The organism is Bacillus sp. FSL R5-0422, from assembly GCF_038610765.1.
GTDB lineage: Bacteria > Bacillota > Bacilli > Bacillales > Bacillaceae > Bacillus > Bacillus pumilus_O.
Map to the genome: position 1 here is coordinate 269,633 of NZ_CP152014.1, position 17,544 is coordinate 287,176.

Annotated in this window: 16 protein-coding genes; 10 read left to right on the plus strand and 6 right to left on the minus strand. The window is 43.0% G+C overall.

What is annotated here, in order from left to right; all coding sequences use genetic code 11:
- Window positions 1-84: 84 nt before the first annotated feature.
- Complete coding sequence (locus tag MKX52_RS01485) at window positions 85-1,302, minus strand: multidrug effflux MFS transporter (RefSeq protein ID WP_342491324.1); 1,218 nt, start codon at window positions 1,300-1,302, stop codon at window positions 85-87.
- A gap of 212 nt (window positions 1,303-1,514) precedes the next feature.
- Between MKX52_RS01485 and MKX52_RS01490 the strand changes: the two genes are divergently transcribed.
- The gene (locus tag MKX52_RS01490) at window positions 1,515-2,063 is read left to right on the plus strand and encodes a GNAT family N-acetyltransferase (protein WP_342491325.1); all 549 of its coding nucleotides are present in this window, start codon (window positions 1,515-1,517) and stop codon (window positions 2,061-2,063) included.
- Window positions 2,064-2,177: 114 nt separating this feature from the next.
- On the opposite strand, the gene MKX52_RS01495 is transcribed toward MKX52_RS01490, so the two are convergent.
- Window positions 2,178-2,312: a hypothetical protein gene (locus tag MKX52_RS01495; RefSeq protein ID WP_342491326.1), complete on the minus strand. Its 135-nt coding sequence runs from the start codon at window positions 2,310-2,312 to the stop codon at window positions 2,178-2,180.
- 114 nt (window positions 2,313-2,426) lie between these two features.
- On the opposite strand from MKX52_RS01495, the gene MKX52_RS01500 reads away from it, so the two are divergent.
- Entirely contained in the window at window positions 2,427-2,966 is a 540-nt protein-coding gene (locus tag MKX52_RS01500) for a DUF402 domain-containing protein (protein WP_186304906.1), read from the plus strand.
- A gap of 39 nt (window positions 2,967-3,005) precedes the next feature.
- Here the strand turns inward: MKX52_RS01500 and MKX52_RS01505 are convergent, their stop codons facing one another.
- Window positions 3,006-4,619, minus strand: a complete 1,614-nt coding sequence (locus MKX52_RS01505; protein ID WP_342491327.1) for a S8 family serine peptidase — start codon at window positions 4,617-4,619, stop codon at window positions 3,006-3,008.
- 186 nt (window positions 4,620-4,805) lie between these two features.
- Between MKX52_RS01505 and MKX52_RS01510 the strand changes: the two genes are divergently transcribed.
- The 4 genes from MKX52_RS01510 to MKX52_RS01525 all read left to right on the plus strand — a co-directional run bounded on the left by MKX52_RS01510 (window position 4,806) and on the right by MKX52_RS01525 (window position 9,274).
- Window positions 4,806-6,287, plus strand: coding sequence for an amidase (locus tag MKX52_RS01510; protein WP_342491328.1), 1,482 nt, complete (start codon window positions 4,806-4,808; stop codon window positions 6,285-6,287).
- A gap of 37 nt (window positions 6,288-6,324) precedes the next feature.
- A complete protein-coding gene (locus MKX52_RS01515; protein ID WP_144504170.1) occupies window positions 6,325-6,888 on the plus strand; it encodes a TetR/AcrR family transcriptional regulator in 564 nt (187 codons plus the stop codon).
- A gap of 80 nt (window positions 6,889-6,968) precedes the next feature.
- Window positions 6,969-7,991: a quercetin 2,3-dioxygenase gene (locus MKX52_RS01520; protein ID WP_251184016.1), complete on the plus strand. Its 1,023-nt coding sequence runs from the start codon at window positions 6,969-6,971 to the stop codon at window positions 7,989-7,991.
- Between the two features lie 149 nt (window positions 7,992-8,140).
- A complete protein-coding gene (locus MKX52_RS01525) occupies window positions 8,141-9,274 on the plus strand; it encodes a zinc-dependent alcohol dehydrogenase (protein ID WP_058015216.1) in 1,134 nt (377 codons plus the stop codon).
- Between the two features lie 22 nt (window positions 9,275-9,296).
- Here the strand turns inward: MKX52_RS01525 and MKX52_RS01530 are convergent, their stop codons facing one another.
- Window positions 9,297-9,734: a MarR family transcriptional regulator gene (locus MKX52_RS01530; protein ID WP_012008812.1), complete on the minus strand. Its 438-nt coding sequence runs from the start codon at window positions 9,732-9,734 to the stop codon at window positions 9,297-9,299.
- A gap of 261 nt (window positions 9,735-9,995) precedes the next feature.
- Here MKX52_RS01530 and MKX52_RS01535 point away from each other — a divergent pair, with 261 nt between their 5' ends.
- From MKX52_RS01535 to MKX52_RS01550, 4 genes are all read left to right on the plus strand, one after another.
- Window positions 9,996-11,504, plus strand: coding sequence for an AMP-binding protein (locus MKX52_RS01535; protein WP_119124359.1), 1,509 nt, complete (start codon window positions 9,996-9,998; stop codon window positions 11,502-11,504).
- 66 nt (window positions 11,505-11,570) lie between these two features.
- Window positions 11,571-12,953 (plus strand): amino acid permease, encoded by a 1,383-nt coding sequence (locus MKX52_RS01540; RefSeq protein WP_012008814.1) that lies wholly within the window; start codon window positions 11,571-11,573, stop codon window positions 12,951-12,953.
- Between the two features lie 100 nt (window positions 12,954-13,053).
- On the plus strand, window positions 13,054-13,419 hold the full coding sequence (locus MKX52_RS01545; protein WP_058015219.1) for a VOC family protein: 366 nt from the start codon (window positions 13,054-13,056) through the stop codon (window positions 13,417-13,419).
- Window positions 13,420-13,728: 309 nt separating this feature from the next.
- Window positions 13,729-14,589 carry an alpha/beta hydrolase gene (locus tag MKX52_RS01550; RefSeq protein WP_342491329.1) on the plus strand — a complete coding sequence of 287 codons (861 nt, stop codon included), beginning with the start codon at window positions 13,729-13,731 and terminating at the stop codon, window positions 14,587-14,589.
- A gap of 39 nt (window positions 14,590-14,628) precedes the next feature.
- Here the strand turns inward: MKX52_RS01550 and MKX52_RS01555 are convergent, their stop codons facing one another.
- Together MKX52_RS01555 and MKX52_RS01560 are read right to left on the minus strand one after the other, a co-directional pair.
- On the minus strand, window positions 14,629-16,044 hold the full coding sequence (locus MKX52_RS01555) for an alanine/glycine:cation symporter family protein (RefSeq protein ID WP_342491330.1): 1,416 nt from the start codon (window positions 16,042-16,044) through the stop codon (window positions 14,629-14,631).
- 30 nt (window positions 16,045-16,074) lie between these two features.
- Complete coding sequence (locus tag MKX52_RS01560; RefSeq protein ID WP_012008818.1) at window positions 16,075-17,055, minus strand: glutaminase; 981 nt, start codon at window positions 17,053-17,055, stop codon at window positions 16,075-16,077.
- Window positions 17,056-17,544 lie beyond the last annotated feature (489 nt).

The following is a 17,544-nucleotide window of genomic DNA, read 5'->3' on the forward strand; positions in this document are numbered from 1 at the left end:
CAAAGGTTTTCTATCACGCTAAAAAGAAGACAAAGGGCTAAAATCAAGTTCATTTTAGCCCTTTGTCAACAATCTGAGACCCGCTTATGCGGGTCTTTTTTTCGCTCGAACTACAAAGAAGAAATAACAGCAAAGTGCACCTAGTTCACAAAGCATAATAATCAGGCCCATTGGAAAGGCTGTTTGGCTTCCGGCTAATCCGACAAGAGGTGTCACGCAGGCGCCTAGCAGCATTTGTGCCACTCCGATGAGTGCGGCTGCACTTCCTGCATGTGCGCCGTGATGCTGCATCGCAAGAGACGGGGCAGAGGTGCCAACAATTCCAACGCTTGAGACCACGAAAAAGAGCGGAATAAGGATGCCATACAACCCTGCATCAATGGAGATCATCAAAAATAAGGTGACGCCGCCTAAAGCAGCTATCAGCAATCCAATGCGAAGAACCTTCTCTTCGCCAATTTTCGCAGCGACGCGGGCAAATACTTGTCCAGCTGTGATGATCCCAAGACTGTTCACCGCAAAGGCAGCACTGAATCCTTGTGGAGATAGGTGAAAAAGTTCCTGAAGCACAAACGGTGAGCCAGAAATATAAGCAAACATCGCTGCGAATACAAGACCTTGCGAGAGGGCATACCCAACAAAGAGACGATCACTCGCTAAAATTTTCATGGCACTTACAATCTGTTGAAAGCCTCCTGTCTGTCTGCGCTCCGCAGGTAAGCTTTCTTGAAGTGAAAAAATGGATCTCAGCAGCATCAAGGCTCCGAGAATTCCTAAAAGAACAAACACACCCTGCCATGTGGTAAAGCGTAACATCTGTCCGCCCACGATAGGTGCCGCTGCAGGAGCAACCCCGTTGACCAACATGAGCAGTGCAAAGAATTTCGTCATTTCTGATCCTTCATAATGATCACGCACAATGGCTCGTGCAATGACAATGCCTGCTGAACCAGCGAGTCCTTGAATCAGTCTTAAGAGGATGAACATCCAAATCGACGAAACCACTGTACATAAAAGAGATGCAGCGATAAAAATGATTAAGCCGATCATCAGCGGCTTTCTTCTACCGATCGTATCACTAATAGGGCCTGCAATCAGTTGTCCAAGCGCCAGTCCAATAAGACAAGCCATCAGACTTAATTGGGACAAAGCAGTGCTTGCTTCAAAATCGCGCGCAATATGAGGCAATGCAGGTAAATACATATCCATTGCAAGCGGTGCAAGGGCTGTTAAAGAACCAAGCAATGCGGCAAGGAGAAATCGGTTTTTTTTCGATTCTTGGGGATAAGATAAAGAACTCATATGACATTACACTCCTCGTATACTTCCTCAAAACAGCATAATGAATCAAGCGTTCCTTTTCAATGGAAATTTTCAAAGATGATTTCGTGCAAAATAATTGATCTTTCGAATCAGACTCTTTACATTGAATGAGTAGAGAAAAGAACAAGGTCATCGACATGCAGTATTTGCATGATACGTATATCTAGCAATAGAGAGCAGGAGGTGCTGACATGGAGCAGCAAGAGCTGATCATTCGTCAAGCAGTCAAAGAAGACCATAAGGCTATTAGAATCGTACTCATCAAATCCTATTCGCAGTATGAGCCTCAATTTACAGAGGAAGGCTGGCAAAATTATTCTGCTGCGCTTGCAGCAGCTGTAGATAATCCCAACATGGAACTGATGCTTGTGGCGGAGCTTGAAGGTCAGGTCGTGGGGACACTTCAAATGTTCCGATCATCAGAGCAAGCGTATGACAAACCCGAAATGGGCATTACATCAGCCATCGTCCGGTTTTTAGGGGTAGATCCCGATGTCAGAGGAAAAGGAATCGCAGAGTCATTGTTACGTAAAAGCATTGAACTCACGCAATCATGGGGCGAAAATGTCCTGTACCTTCATACATCTGATAAAATGCAGGCTGCCATTCGCCTTTATGAAAGAATGGGCTTTGAGCGTGCACTAGATAAAGAATTTGTGAATCAAAATGGGACGCATGTCAAGAGCTATCAATATGTCATCCAGAAAGAACAGCCGGCACGTTCATCACATCACTCATAATAAAAGGAAGAGCATGTCCTCAATGGACAGCTCTTCCTTTTTCAATTTACGCCCACAGTACAAGCGCCCAATAGGATACTCCCCATGAGATTAAACCGAACATTACAAAGAACTTTAACATGCGTTCATAAGGAGAAGCTTTCGTTCTCTCTTCGTTTTCACCAGCTGCCTATATAGGGCATAGCCGCAAAAAATGAGGATGATTTGTCCAAGCTGTGTCAGGTTTTCAAGAATCGTGATTCCGTTCATTTATTTCACCTCATCATAGGTCTTCCATATGTGAATGCAGCAACCCTTTATTTTTTCATAAAAAAACGGTGTATACTGGAAAGAGAGAAACTAGATGCAAGAGGGAGTTGTGACATGTTGATTTCGCTACATGTGGATCGGTGGAATGAAGTAATCGAGAGAAAAATCAAATACGATCAGAAGGTTGTGGAACATACGTGTCAGCTGTTAGACGCACAGGGACAGAAAATGGTGCTTTTTCACAAAATTGAAGAGACGTTTACGATGAGTGCAGATGATGATACGCTGACGATTCCAAAAGGAAGCTATACGACCGCCTACTATTGGAAGGATCGTCCTTACAATATGTATTTCTGGAGAGATGATCAAGGGGAGGAACTAGGTTCTTATTTTAATATGGTGGGGCATACATGGTTCAATGGCCAGCTGGTCATGTTTGAAGACCTCATTGTTGATCTTCTCGTTCTTCCAAATGGTGATTTTTTTGTATTGGATGAAGATGAGCTGCCAGAGAGTTTAGCGGATTTTGAACAAGGTTCGGTGCGCCGAGCATTAGAGGCTGTGATGGCTTCGTTAGAAAGCATACTGGATCAAGTGAGGGCAGATGCCGATGGGAAATATCATCACAGCTTGTTTGTGCCGCTGTTGAAATAAAAAAACGATTCCTTTAAAGCGAGGAATCGTTTTTTTCTGTTACACCTTAATCCGGTTCAATCGTTTTTGTAAACTTGTTTTCGTTTTAGAAGCTTTTAGCTGTTTCACAGCGGTTTGCGCTGCTGCTTTTGTTTTCTTTGTTCGTTTGGCTTCTGCTTTTTTCACCTTTTGTTTGGCGTCTGTTACTTTCTTTTGATAGGCCAACTGTTTTTTAACTTTGTCGAGCCGGTTTTGCAGGCTTGTTTTTTCTTTGCCTTTGTTTAGCTTTTTGATAGCCGTTTGGGCGCTTTTAATGGCACCTTGTGTTTTGCTTTTTTCGGCTGTTTGAACCTTTGCACGTGCGGAGCGGATATCAATGGTTCCTTGTACCTTTTTCACCCGTTCGGTGAGTGCTGTTTTTTGTTTACTTGCAGTGAGTCGGCCAATTCTCGTTTTGGCTTGATTGACATCTGCCTGCTTTTTAGACGTTTCGGCTGTTTTGACAGCGCTAGTCGCAGTCTTCAAAAAGCTAGACTGGGGAATATATTGCACGCGGCCATAGCCGAATTGTGGATCCTTTCCTTTTGCGCCAAGATCCACTGTATAGCTGCGCAATAAAGTGCGAAGCTGTACATTTGTTTTCTTCGGATGAAGCTGTTTCAACAGTGCCAGCATGCCTGTGACATGAGGTGCAGCTTGCGATGTACCTGTTGCATACCAATATTCATTCTTTAAATAAGTGCTAATGACTTTCTCTCCTGGGGCAGAAAATTCAATGCCTTTCCCTGTATTTGAGAGAGAAACGAGCTTATCCTTTTCATTCGTTGCAGAAACGGCAATGACACTATTGTAAGCGGCAGGGTAGCTAATAAAATTCTTCTTCCCATCATTCCCGCTTGCAGCGACCACAAGCAGTCCTTTTTTGTATGCTGCATCCACTGCTGATTGCAAGATGGGGATATTGTCTTCAAAACTTAGGCTTAAATTCATAATATCCATCTTGTTGCTAATGGCCCAATCGATTCCTCGGAGCAGGCTGTACAAGTCGCCTTCTCCCTTTTTATCTAACACTTTCACAGCATACAGCTTCGCGCCAGAAGCGACGCCTACTGTGCCGTAATCGTTATTGAGGGCACCAATCGTTCCTGCGACATGTGTGCCGTGTCCTTCATCATCTTTATAGGAAGATGTGTAGTTCACGAATGATTTACCGCCGGATATTTTTAAATCCTCATGTGGAGAAATACCAGTATCCAAAACGGCTACCTTCACATTTTTCCCTGTCACGCCTTCTTTTATCGCTTGCTTTACATTCAGCTTTTGCAGGTTGTAAGATTGTTGAACCAAAAAATTCTGACCAGTAGCGGCAGCGGTTTGCTTCATCGTAGAAGAAGCGAGTTTGACCTTTATGTTTTTTGAGACATACGCGATGTTGGGATCTTGTTTGAGTGACGTGACCGCTTGTTCATCTGCTGTCACAGCGACAGCGGGAAGATGTATGTACTGTGCGTTCACTTTTTCACTTTCTTCAATAGCTGTTTGCTTTCCTTTTTGGTTTTTATAGACGATGATGACATCTGTTTCTTTTGGCGGTGCAGCTGCCTGCGAATGGTAAGGCGAAGCAGTTGACAACGCAAGAAGAAACGCGATGACTACGACGATTTTCTTTTTCAAGGCGATAGCCCCTTGCATACGATGACCTCCGTCTTTTTTTCTCTATTATATCGGAGAAATGAGAAGGATGGTTAGAAGAATCATAATGTTTGTCAGAAAGTTTTTTTACAAGTAACCTGAAATTGAAATTCATATAAAACTAGTAGACAATAGAGAGATCATAATAAGAGAAAGTAGGATATGCTGATGAACGTAAAAGAGTATATGACGTACGATGCGACAGGCTTGGCAGCACTTGTACGGAATAAGCAGGTAACGCCAGACGAGCTTGTACAAGCTGCATTTGCTAGATTGAATGAGGTCAATCCTGAACTAAATGCGTTGACTCAGACAAGACAAGATCAAGTAGTAAAAGAAATGAAGACGTTACATACGGATCAGCCGTTTGTGGGTGTTCCATTTGTACTGAAAAATATATCGCAAGGACTGGAAAATGAACCGCTGACAGCTGGTGCTGCTTTGTTAAAGGATGTAAAGGCAAAAACGGACTCCCATTTTGTCCAGCGATTGAAGCAGGCTGGATTTCTTATGGTGGGTCATACAAACACACCAGAATTCGGATTAAGGAATGTCACAGAACCTGCTTTACATGGTCCAACGAGAAACCCTTGGCATCCTGACTATTCCCCTGGCGGTTCAAGTGGCGGGACGGCAGCAGCAGTTGCAAGCGGCATCGTACCTGCTGGTGGAGCGAGTGATGGTGGGGGGTCCATCCGGATTCCAGCATCCTTTACAGGGTTGTTCGGTCTCAAGCCAACAAGAGGAAGAACGCCGGTAGGACCAGGTGCAGGAAGGCAGTGGCAAGGGGCATCCATTGACTTTACACTTACAAAAACAGTGAGGGACAGTGCAGCCCTTCTGGATCTGCTTCAAGTCATTCAGCCTGAAGCGGCTTTCCAAACGCCATTATACGCCGGCAGCTATCAGGAAGATCTAGTGAAACGGACATCTTCTATGCGAATTGCTTACAGTGTAGAATCTCCAGTAGGTACGAAGGTCAGCGAGGAAGCGAAGCAGGCGGTGCAGCAAACAGTGAAATGGCTGAGTGATCAAGGGCACCAAGTAGAAGAAGCCAAACCGGCAATCGATGGGATTCATCTGATGCAGCAATACTATGTCATGAACAGCGGAGAAATGTCTGCACTTTTCATGTCCTTGAATCGTTCATTAGGACGTCCAGTCAATCCAGAAGAAACAGACATCGTGGCTTGGGTGTTGGCGGAGGCTGGCAAGAACGTAACCGCTGCTGCTTACACAGAAAGCCTTGATGCATGGGATATGGCGGCTGCACAAATGGCGTCATTTCATCAAACCTATGATCTCTTTGTGACACCAGCGACTGCCTATTCAGCTCCTAAGGTTGGTGAGTTGATGCATTCGAAAGAAGAAATTACTCAACTTTTACGTGTGTCATCTCTCTCAATGCAAGCGCAGCAGGATCTCATTTATGACATGTTCTTAAAGAGTTTGACCTACACACCATTTACACAGCTTGCCAACTTAACGGGTCAGCCTTCTATGAGCGTCCCTGTTCATCTTACTGAGGCGGGCATGCCCTTGGGTGTACAGGTCACAGCACCTAAGGGGAAAGAGGATTGGCTGCTTCGACTTGCAGCAGAAATGGAAACATCCTCGATTTGGAAAGGAACCAATCAACTTATACGTTGAAACGACATTTGTCTATGGAGGGAAAGGAGTGTCACACGTGAGTACGAAGGATAGAATTATTCAAACGGCCGCACTTCTTTTGCGCAAACAGGGGTATCATGCGACAGGATTGAATCAAATCATTAGAGAGAGCGGCACGCCTAAAGGATCTCTTTATTATTATTTTCCAAACGGAAAAGAAGAGCTAGCCATAGCAGCCGTTGAATATATTAGTCAAAAGGTCATCAATCGAATTGAAGAAAGCTTTGCCTATTCGGACGATCCTTATCTCGCCATCGAGCGTTTTATGACAAACATCATCCGAGGATTTACGGAGCAGGAAAATGAAAGAGGGATTCCGATTGTCTTACTGGCGGCAGAATCCAAGCCAGAACATACGCAGCTTCATACTGCATGTAAACAAGAGATGATCCGCTGGCAAAAGCTTGTGAAAGAAAAGCTCATGAACAGCGGATATGAAGAAAACAAAGCGGATGAGTTGGCTTCTCTCCTTCATTCAATGGTGATTGGGGGTCTATCGATGACCACAGCACTCAAACAAACGACCCCGTTAGAACATGTGAAATGTTACCTTAGACACTTATTTATGCGAGATGAGTAAAATCTCTCGCATATTGTCTATCTATTATATCAATTGGTCTATATAATAAAGATAGTCAATTCGTCATGAGGAGTGATGGGATGTCGGAGCAACCGCAATCGATCAAGCAATCCGAAGGTACCTCTTTTTATACCGTGTCTGGTTCAGGGAAACTGTATGGGCTGGAAAATCAGCTTGTTCATGTGCTGGCAGAAGCAAATCAAACGAATCAGCTGTTTGAGCTTGTCTTAATCACAGGTGGGAAAGGAGCTTATTTTCCACTTCACTGTCATGAGCACTTATTTGAAACCATATTTGTGCTGGAAGGAAAGCTTGAGGTGATCTTGGACGGTAAAAAATATATGGTCACAGCCTTCGATTATATTCATATCCCGCCCAAAACAATCCATGGCTACAGAATGCATAGTCACAAAACAAGATTTATTTCATATACGTTGGGCGGAAAGATGACAGATGTCTATCAGCAAATTGGGAAAAAGCTTCAGCGGAACGAATGGCCGATGATCGATCTTGCTTTCGATGCAGACAGCTTTGAACAAGCTGAAAAAGAAAGCGATCTCATATTGATGCATGGTATCCGGCAGCTGTCCAATACAACTAAGCCCTCCGTTTTATTTCATAGTCAGCTCCCTCAGGCGGTGCAGCCTTACGTATTAGAGGCTGGTGAAGGGAAGCAATATATTGTGGATGGTCAGCTACATGAGCTGATCGCAACAACAGAAACAACTGGAGGCGGGTTCACTCATTTTGTAATTGAAGGCGCGAAGGGAAAGTATTTTCCCCCGCATTATCATCAAGTACATACAGAAGCACTCTATTGCGTTGAGGGAAAAATGAATCTTCAGTTGAACGGAGAGGATATATGCCTGATGCCGGGTGACTTTGCCTATATACCGCCGGATACGGTTCACTCTTATGAATTCGTGTCTCATTCTAATAAATTTTTACTTTTGCTGCTCCCAGGAAAGATTGAGCAGTTGTATGAGCAGTTTGAAGAAGCGCAAAGCCCGAGTATATGTCCTTATTTTATTCAAGAAGGGAACTTGATGATCGATCGAGAGACTTCTTCTCAATATGATTTGGTCTTTATTGAAAAAGGATAAATATGTAACGCGTTACACATGATTGAATAAACGCCTGTCGAACCGATCGACGGGCTTTTTTGTTTTTCAAGGATTCCTGATCTGATGCATGAACCATCCATTTAAGGTGAAGCTATGTACAGATGATTTCGTTAAAGGAGGAAATGCATGTGAGAGCTGTTACGTACCAAGGGAAAAATAGCATCGCAGTGAAGAAAGTAGATGCGCCATCGATTCAAGATCGGGAAGATGTGATCATCCGAATAACATCAACAGCCATTTGTGGATCTGATTTACATTTGTATCAGGGGAATTTCCCGCTTCCAATCGGCTATGTGATTGGGCATGAGCCAATGGGGATTGTGGAGGAAGTTGGCCCGGATGTTACGGCAGTAAAAAAGGGAGACCGTGTCGTTATTCCATTTACCGTTGCATGTGGGCAATGCCAATATTGTCATCACCACTTAGAAAGCCAATGCGACAACTCAAACCCGCACTACGATTCGGGTGGACTTTTTGGATATAGTGAGAAATATGGCAACTATCCTGGAGGACAGGCAGAATATTTACGCGTGCCTTTTGGCAATTACACCCCGTTTAAGATCCCCGATGATTGTGAGCTGGAGGATGAACAATTGTTGTTCTTATCGGATGTTCTTCCAACTGCCTACTGGAGTGTTGAGCATGCTGGTGTGAAAAAAGGTGATACGGTCATTGTGTTAGGCTGTGGACCTGTTGGGCTAATGGCGCAGCAATTTGCATGGCAAAAAGGGGCAGAACGTGTGATTGCGGTCGATTACATTGATTACCGTCTGCGACATGCAAAACGGATGAGCGGTGTAGAAGTATTTGATTTTACAGAAGATCCCGACATGGGAGAAACGTTAAAGGAGCTGACCAAGGGCGGAGCCGATGTTGTAATCGACTGTGTGGGAATGGACGGGAAGAAGTCACCGCTTGAAAAAATTGAGCAGAAGCTCAAACTGCAAGGTGGAACAATCGGACCCATTCAAATTGCCACAAAAGCCGTCCGCAAATGTGGAACGGTGCAGATGACGGGTGTGTACGGTGGCCTATACAACATGTTCCCATTAGGCGCCTTTTTCGCAAGAAACGTCACCCTGAAAATGGGACAGGCTCCGGCGAGAGGCTACATGTCAAAGCTCTATCAAAAAGTGACAACTGGTGAAATTGATCCTAGAGCGATCATCACACATCAATTGCCGTTAGATGATGCCGCTCATGCGTATCATATATTTAATGATAAGAAGGATGATTGTATAAAGGTCATTTTAAAGCCATAAAAAAGAAGGCTTAGGTTTTTCCCTAAGCCTTTAATGTATGCTCGTCCATCATTTTTTCAATTAATTCAAAAAATGTTTTTTTATCTTCTTCTGAAAGGTGGTTGAACAGCTGATTGACAAGCAATTGGCGGTTGTCGATCATTTGTTTTGCAATTTGTTCACCAGATTCAGAGAGTTCAATCCATACAGTACGACGGTCATTATTATTTCGAGAGCGGATAATGAGCCCTTCATCTTCTAAGTGATTGAGAGCGGTTGTTGTTGCAGAGGGAGATAATGAAACTTCCTGTAGAATATTTTTCACAGTACATGATTGATGACGATAAATGATGCGTAAAATAAACCCTTTCACATTCGTGACGTTTTTCGGGATGTTCTCTTCATCTATTTGTTTCGTCGCTTTTAAATACTTTGTCAGCGCATGGTCTAATAAACTTGCCTCTAGCTCGAAATGTTGCATTCTCCATACCTCTTTTCCTATTGCATTTGCATTTCCCGATCAATTACTAGGTCTATCTTATCATAATAGTTATCATCATTTAAACCAAAATGGAAAACGGCTATAAAATTACCTGTATTATCAATTAATATAAAGAACAATTCCAAAATGAAATGATTTTACTTTCAGCTGGTTTTATTTTAGAATGTGAATGAGATAAAATCTGCCAACCCATTCACTGGAAATTGGCTATTGTAAATCAAACGTTTGGAGATGAAGATATTGAATACATTACAGGCATTACTTAACGACAGAATGGAACGCTCTTCACAAATTGAAGCGGTAACTGGCGGGGGTGTGTCTTATACATTTGAAGAATATGCAAAGCGCATTGACCAGCTTGCTCACTACCTGAATCAAAAGGGGATTCGAAAAGGGGACCGTGTTTGCTTTATTTGCCAAAACCATCACCACTTTTCAACGATTATGCTGGCAGCCATCAAAGCAGGTGCAGTCGCAGTTCCGCTTAGCTGGCAGCTTACTTCCTTTGAGTTGGAAGGTATTTTGAAAAAAGCAGAACCAAAGGCTTTATTTTTTGACCGTGAATTCCGTGACATCATTGCGGCAGTGAATGTATCTTTAGAAGATTGCCTGATGGTGGAATCCGGTGTCAATGCGAAAACAACACAGCTGTTTGAAGACATTTTGGCATCAAATGATGGCAGTAACCTTGCTGTAGAGGTATCAGAAGAGGATCTAGCGATGATTTTATTCACCTCTGGAACAACAGGCAATCCAAAAGGATGTATGGTCGGACATGGGCGAATCTATCAATTTTTAACAAGACGTGGGAATCGAGGATTCGATCTGAAAGGAAAACGATATTTGGCGAGTCATCCGTTGTATCATATGAGTTCAATTAATCACCTGATTGCAGCCGCGATTGAAGGGTATACACTTGTCTTTTTACATGATGCTACACCGAAACGCATTTTAGAAACGATTGAGAAAGAAAGAATTACGTTCATGATGGCTTTCCCATCAGCTTACACGTACATGCTAGAAGAAATGAAACGCGGTTCGTACGATCTCTCATCTTTTGAAATTGCAATTTCTGGCGGTACGAAGGTGCCGGTACGCTTAATTAAAGATTACAAAGAAGTAGGCATTCAGATGATGCATGGCTATGGAAGTACGGAAGCATGGGTTGTGAGTGCGTGGCATCCAGCGATGGGCGAGGATAAAATGGGCTCTGCGGGTAAAGTGGATCCAGATGTAGAAGTGAAAATCGTGCACCCTGAGACAGACGAGACATTGCCAGCTGGAGAAATTGGTGAAGTCGTCATGAGAAGCCCATTTTATTTCTTAGGCTACTATCATCAGCCTGACGCTACAGAGAAGGTACTCAAAGATGGCTGGTTCCATATGGGAGATGCAGGATATTTAGATGAAGACGGTTTTCTTTTCATCACAGGTAGATACAAAGATGTGATTCTTTACGGCGGGGATAATATCTATCCTGACCAAGTAGAAGAAGTCATTGATCAAATTCCAGGTGTGATTGAATCAGCTGTTATTGGGGTACCGGACGAATTATATGGTGAAGTGCCAAGTGCGTATATCGTAAAAGACGATTCCGTCGATTTTTGCGAAGAAGATGTGGTGAACTATTGCCAGGAACGTTTGGCAGATTACAAAGTGCCCTCCATTCATTTCACACAGGAGCTGCCAAAAAACAAGCTTGGTAAAATCATGAAGAAAGATTTACGTGAATTGGTTGTGAATGCGTAGTACCTATTCTGCTATAATGAAATTTGAGTGATTTTTTGTTTTTCTAACGTTTTGGAGGGAAAGGGTTTGCGACATATTCTTCGTAAGAAACACATTCACGACTTGTTAGAACAGAGCAGGCAGCAAAAGGTAAAGAAAACACTGGGCGGGCTCGATCTCACGCTCCTTGGTATAGGAGCAGTGATCGGCACGGGGGTCATGGTGTTAACTGGAATTACAGCGGCTAAGGATGCAGGACCAGCTGTCATTTTCTCCTTTGCCATCGCAGCGATTGTGTGTAGTTTGGCAGCACTTTGCTATGCAGAAATGGCTTCAGCGCTTCCTGTATTCGGCAGTGCGTACATTTATTCATATACAACGATGGGGGAGCTGATCGGGCATCTAATGGGATGGACGTTATTGTCCGTCTATATGTTGACTGCTTCGGCTGTCGCCAGTGGCTGGTCGAGCTATTTCAACAGCTTGCTTGAGGGGTTTGGAATTTCGATTCCCCATCAATTTTTAGCGGGGCCCGAACAAGGCGGATATATGAATCTGCCAGCCATTATCATTGCCTTACTGATTGCGTGGATCTTATCAAGAGGAACGAAGGAAAGTAAAAAATTCAATAATATCATGGTGTTTGTGAAACTCGGTATTATTGTTCTTTTCATTGTAGTAGGCGGATTTTATGTACAGCCAGCCAATTGGCAGCCGTTCATGCCGTTTGGTGCAGAAGGCGTCATTGCCGGTGCTGCTGCTGTGTTTTTTGCCTTTTTAGGATTTGATGCGATTTCTGCTTCTGCAGAAGAGGTGAAAAATCCACAGCGGAACCTGCCAATTGGTATTATTGGTTCATTGCTCATTTGCACGATCATTTACATTGTCGTTTGTTTGATTATGACGGGTATGGTGCACTATACAAAACTGAATGTCACAGAGGCTATGTCCTATGTCCTGCAAAGTGTACATCAAAATAGCGTAGCCGGTATTATTTCTGTCGGTGCGGTCATTGGATTGATGGCTGTGATTTTCGCCAATAATTATGCAGCGACTCGAATTGCCTATGCGATGGGCCGAGATGGTCTTTTGCCGAAAGTGTTTTCGAAGACAAACAAAAGCGATACGCCTGTTGCAAGCATATGGATGATTGGCGGCATGACAGCTGTTATTTCAGGGTTTATTGATTTAAAGGACTTGTCCAATTTAGCGAATATCGGTGCTTTATTGACGTTTGCGATGGTGAGTTTATCTGTGCTTATTTTGAGAAAGACCCATCAGCAGCTTGAGAGGGGATTCCGGGTTCCTTTTGTGCCAGTCCTGCCGATTATTTCAATGGGCTGCTGCTTGTTCCTTATGCTCAATTTACCAGGCCGCACGTGGCTTTATTTTGGAGTTTGGCTGTTAATCGGTGTCGTCATGTACGCAGCGTATTCAAACAAACATAGTGAATTAGCGAAATCTTCATGAGAAAAAGGTGCAAATCCGTTGACGATTTGTGCCTTTTTTCATACGATTTGGGATAAGCTACAAAAGAGAAGATGGACGGAACAAGAGGAGGATGAGGGATATGATTAGTGTTAGTCCTTATATTGTGGTAGACGATGTGAAGGAATCTCTTCAATATTATCAAGGGATTTTTGGTGGTGATATTCATATTCTAAATGAACATCAAGATCGTGTGCTACATGCGGAACTGCACCTTGGAGAATCATTGCTTCACTTTTCAGATACGTTTGGCCGCACACCAAAGCCCGAACATCTCAGATTGATTATGCAGTTTGACAATGAAGAAGAACTAAAGGCTGTGTATGAAGCGCTAGAAGCTGATGGAGATGTACTGGTTGAATTACAGGATACGTTCTTTGGGGCACTTCACGGACAAGTACAGGACCGCAAAAATGGGTTGATCTGGGTGCTGAATTATATGAAATGAACCAAGACCTTCACCTTCGTGAAGGTTCAGCGTGTAGACAAACCCTCGCATTCGGTGTCAGTCCTGCGTGCTGGTGCTCACGAATGACAAATTCGCTCCGCGCCAGTACTCGTCCATTCTAGACTGCAAAGGTTTTCTATCACGCTGAAAAGAAAACAAAAGGCTAAAATCGAGATCATTTTAGCCCTTTGTCACCAATCTGGACCTTCACCTTCGTGAAGGTTTTTTTGGGAGTGCTTTTATTTTCTGAAAAATGGAAAATATGCTATGTTGGAAGAATAAAAGAACAAGGAGAAAGGTGGCAAAGGGATGGAGCAAATTGAATTTCAATCAATCCAAACAAACGGTGTAACACTTCACACAGCAATGGCTGGACCTGAGGATGGACCGCTGCTTATACTGCTGCACGGATTTCCTGAGTTCTGGTACGGCTGGAAGAACCAAATCATGCCCCTGGCCGAGGCAGGCTATCGTGTCGTCGTTCCTGATCAAAGGGGCTACCATCTAAGTGAAAAGCCAGAAGGAATCGAGTCCTATGTATTAGATCAATTGAGAGATGATATCGTAGGGCTGATTAAGAGGCTTAGTCCGAACCAAAAGGCGATTGTAGGTGGTCATGATTGGGGCGGAGCAGTTGCTTGGCATTTAGCATCCACACGTTCTCAATATGTAGAGAAACTCATCATTGTCAACATGCCGCATCCGCGGGTGATGATGAAGGTTCTTCCGTTTTATCCGCCACAGTGGAAGAAAAGCTCCTACATTGCTTTCTTTCAGTTTCCGAATGTTCCAGAGGCAGCACTCCAAGAAAATCACTTTCAAAAGCTGGATGAAGCCATTGGACTGACTGCAAGACCCCATTTGTTCACGAAGGAAGATGTATCAAGCTATAAGCTGGCTTGGACGCAGCCAGGTGCCATGACCTCAATGCTGAATTGGTATCGTGCGATCAAAAAGGGAGGCTTTGAAAAGCCGATATCAAAGCGCATTTTAGTACCTGTACGCATGATCTGGGGGATGGAAGACAAGTATTTAAGTAGAAAGCTGGCGAAGGAAACGATGAAGATATGCCCTAATGGTCAACTGATTTTTGTCGATGATGCTTCTCATTGGATCAATCATGAAAAACCAGAAGTAGTAAACAAACTCATCCTCGAATTTTTGAACTAAAGAAAAAAGCTCTGGTCAGAGGACCAGAGCTTTTGTGATTTACCCTATATGATTCTTTTTCAACGAAGCAGGTTCATCGTCCCAGCATTCAATGTTCTCATTGTTTGGAACGGCATTTTTATAAAAGACTGGATCTTTCCCCTCTTTTTTCTGCCTTGAATAATCCTTTAATGCTGCAAAGGCGACTTTGGACAGCATGGTAATGGCAATGAGGTTAACGATGACCATTAAGCCCATAAACAGATCGGCAAGATTCCAAACAAAAGGAACACTTGCTACAGCACCGAATAAAACCATGGCAATGACCGCAATACGGTATCCAATCAACCAGGCCTTGCTTGATTTAAGGAACTCAATGTTCGTTTCACCATAGTAATAATTCCCGATCAGCGTACTAAACGCAAATAAGAAAACCATAATGGCAAGAACACCAGAAGCCCAAGGACCGATGTGTTCACTCAAAGATGCTTGAGTAAGCTCAATACCTGTTAATTTTGTCGTTTTATATGCACTTGAGAAAAGAACGATAAAGGCAGTACTTGTACAAATAATCAGTGTATCAATTAAGACACCAAATGCTTGGATCAATCCTTGCTTTACAGGGTGGCTCGTCACGGCAGCTGCAGCAGCGTTTGGTGCGCTACCCATCCCAGCTTCGTTTGAGAATAGACCCCGTTTGATCCCTTCCATAATGACGGCACCCATGGTACCACCTGCAAACTGCTCAATACCGAATGCATGTGAAATTATCGTTTGGATAACTCCTGGCAGTTCAGTAATGTTTGTAATCATCACAAAAAGAGCAATACCAATATAAGCGACAGCTAAGAAGACCACAATGTATTCTGCCATCTTGGCAATCGTTTTAACCCCGCCGAAAATGATGATACTAAATCCAATAGCCATAATGACGCCTACGAGCAAACGATTTGTGCCAAATGAATTTTCAAAAGCAATGGTAATGGTGTTTGACTGTACAGCATTAAAGACAATACCGAAAGAAATGGTGATTAATACAGCAAACAAAACCCCCATCCAGCGTTTCTTTAAGCCTTTTTCAATATAGTAGGCGGGACCACCGCGAAAGCCGGATGGATCTTTTACTTTATACACTTGGGCAAGCGTACTTTCAACAAAGCTTGACGCAGAACCAATAATGGCTAGAATCCACATCCAAAAAATAGCGCCAGGACCACCCATGGCAATTGCGATCGCAATCCCAGTAATGTTCCCAGTTCCAACCCGAGCCGCCATACTAATAGCAAAGGCTTGGAACGGTGATACGCCAGATTTTTGTTTATTTGTTCCTTCTTTCAGAACAATCACCATTTCCTTAAGCATACGCACTTGAAGGAAACGAGACCTGAATGTGAAATAAAGGCCGACAATAATTAATAGTGCAACAATAATATATGACCATAGAAAACCATTTGTTGTTGTTAATAAACCATTCATAACATCACCTCTTCTAATTCATCCTATTTCTTAAAAAATACTGAGATCCCACTCTTTAGCGAGCTTTTTCAGCATCATAACACCGGTAATACTATTACCACAATCGTCAATGGCGGGACCATAAATACCGATTCCACAGCCTGTCTGAAATGGGAATTCTCTTCTTGCGCTTGGCGGAACGCAAGCCATAATTCCTCCAGACACGCCACTTTTGGCTGGTACGCCTACGAAAGCAGCAAAATTACCAGATGCATTATACATGCCGCATGTCAGCATCAATGCCTTTGTTAGTCTTGCGATATCTTTTGGGATGACTTGGACTTGTTTAAAGGGATGGTAGCCATCACTTGAAATAATGAGTCCAATCAAGGCGATGTCCTCTGTTGTGACCTCGATGGAACATTGCTTTAGGTACACTTCTAATGTCTCTTCGACATCTGATTCTAAATAATTGGTTTCTTTTAAGTAATAAGCAAGAGCACGGTTACGGTGCGCAGTTGCCCATTCTGATTGATAAACCTCTTCATTAACAGATGGACGCTTTCCTATTAAGTTTTCGATTAAATCGAAAATATATGCTAGCTTTTCTGTAGAAGTCTTTCCGGGAAGGATGGAGGATACGGTAATAGCTCCAGCATTAATCATTGGATTAAAGGGCTTCCCTGGTTTATGCATCTCAAGACGATAGATGGAATTAAATGCATCACCAGTTGGCTCTACATCTACCCGATCCAAGACGTAAGGAACGCCTCTTCCTAAACAGGCAGCTATAAAGCTGATGACTTTTGAGATACTTTGCAGGGTAAAGGGAACGTCCCAATCACCATATCGTACAGATGATCCATCTGGGCCTATCACGCTGATACCAAGTTGAGAGGAATTCACTTTTCCGAGTGCTGGAATGTAGCCAGCGTTTTGTCCATTTTTGTAATACGGACGAATTTCTTCTGCCCATTGATCAACAGAAGACTGGCATGCGTGTTGTGTATTATTAGAAATTGCTGTTTTCATACGATTCCTCCAATCAAAAATCAAAAAGTACCCTATTGAATTGGCGGATGACAAAAAATGCGATCAAATAGGCACGAAAACATGTTACACATCTTCAAAGAACTTGTCATGCGCTGCTTGTACCACTCCTTTACACCTAAATATATGTTCAAATGAAGGCTTTGGCGGCGAAAAAACAAAAAGGGTTTTTAGTGAAAACTAAGAAAACGCTTACATATAGTTTCACTAAAATTATTTATTCAATTTATCTTGGAAACTATACAATCTGACGTAAATCTACAGAAAAACTTACAAATAAAAATCGATTTGTCGATGATTGTCTAAACAATTCCCATTATTGTAGACAATCACCAACATGCTGAATAGCTGAAAGGTCACCATGCCATCTCGGTGAATAGTCATAAAAAAGGATTTTGGGGAAATACGCGCTGTGAAAATTATTTTTTTGTACATTGTGAAGAAAAGAGTCTCCTTGTATACTGTGGCTAT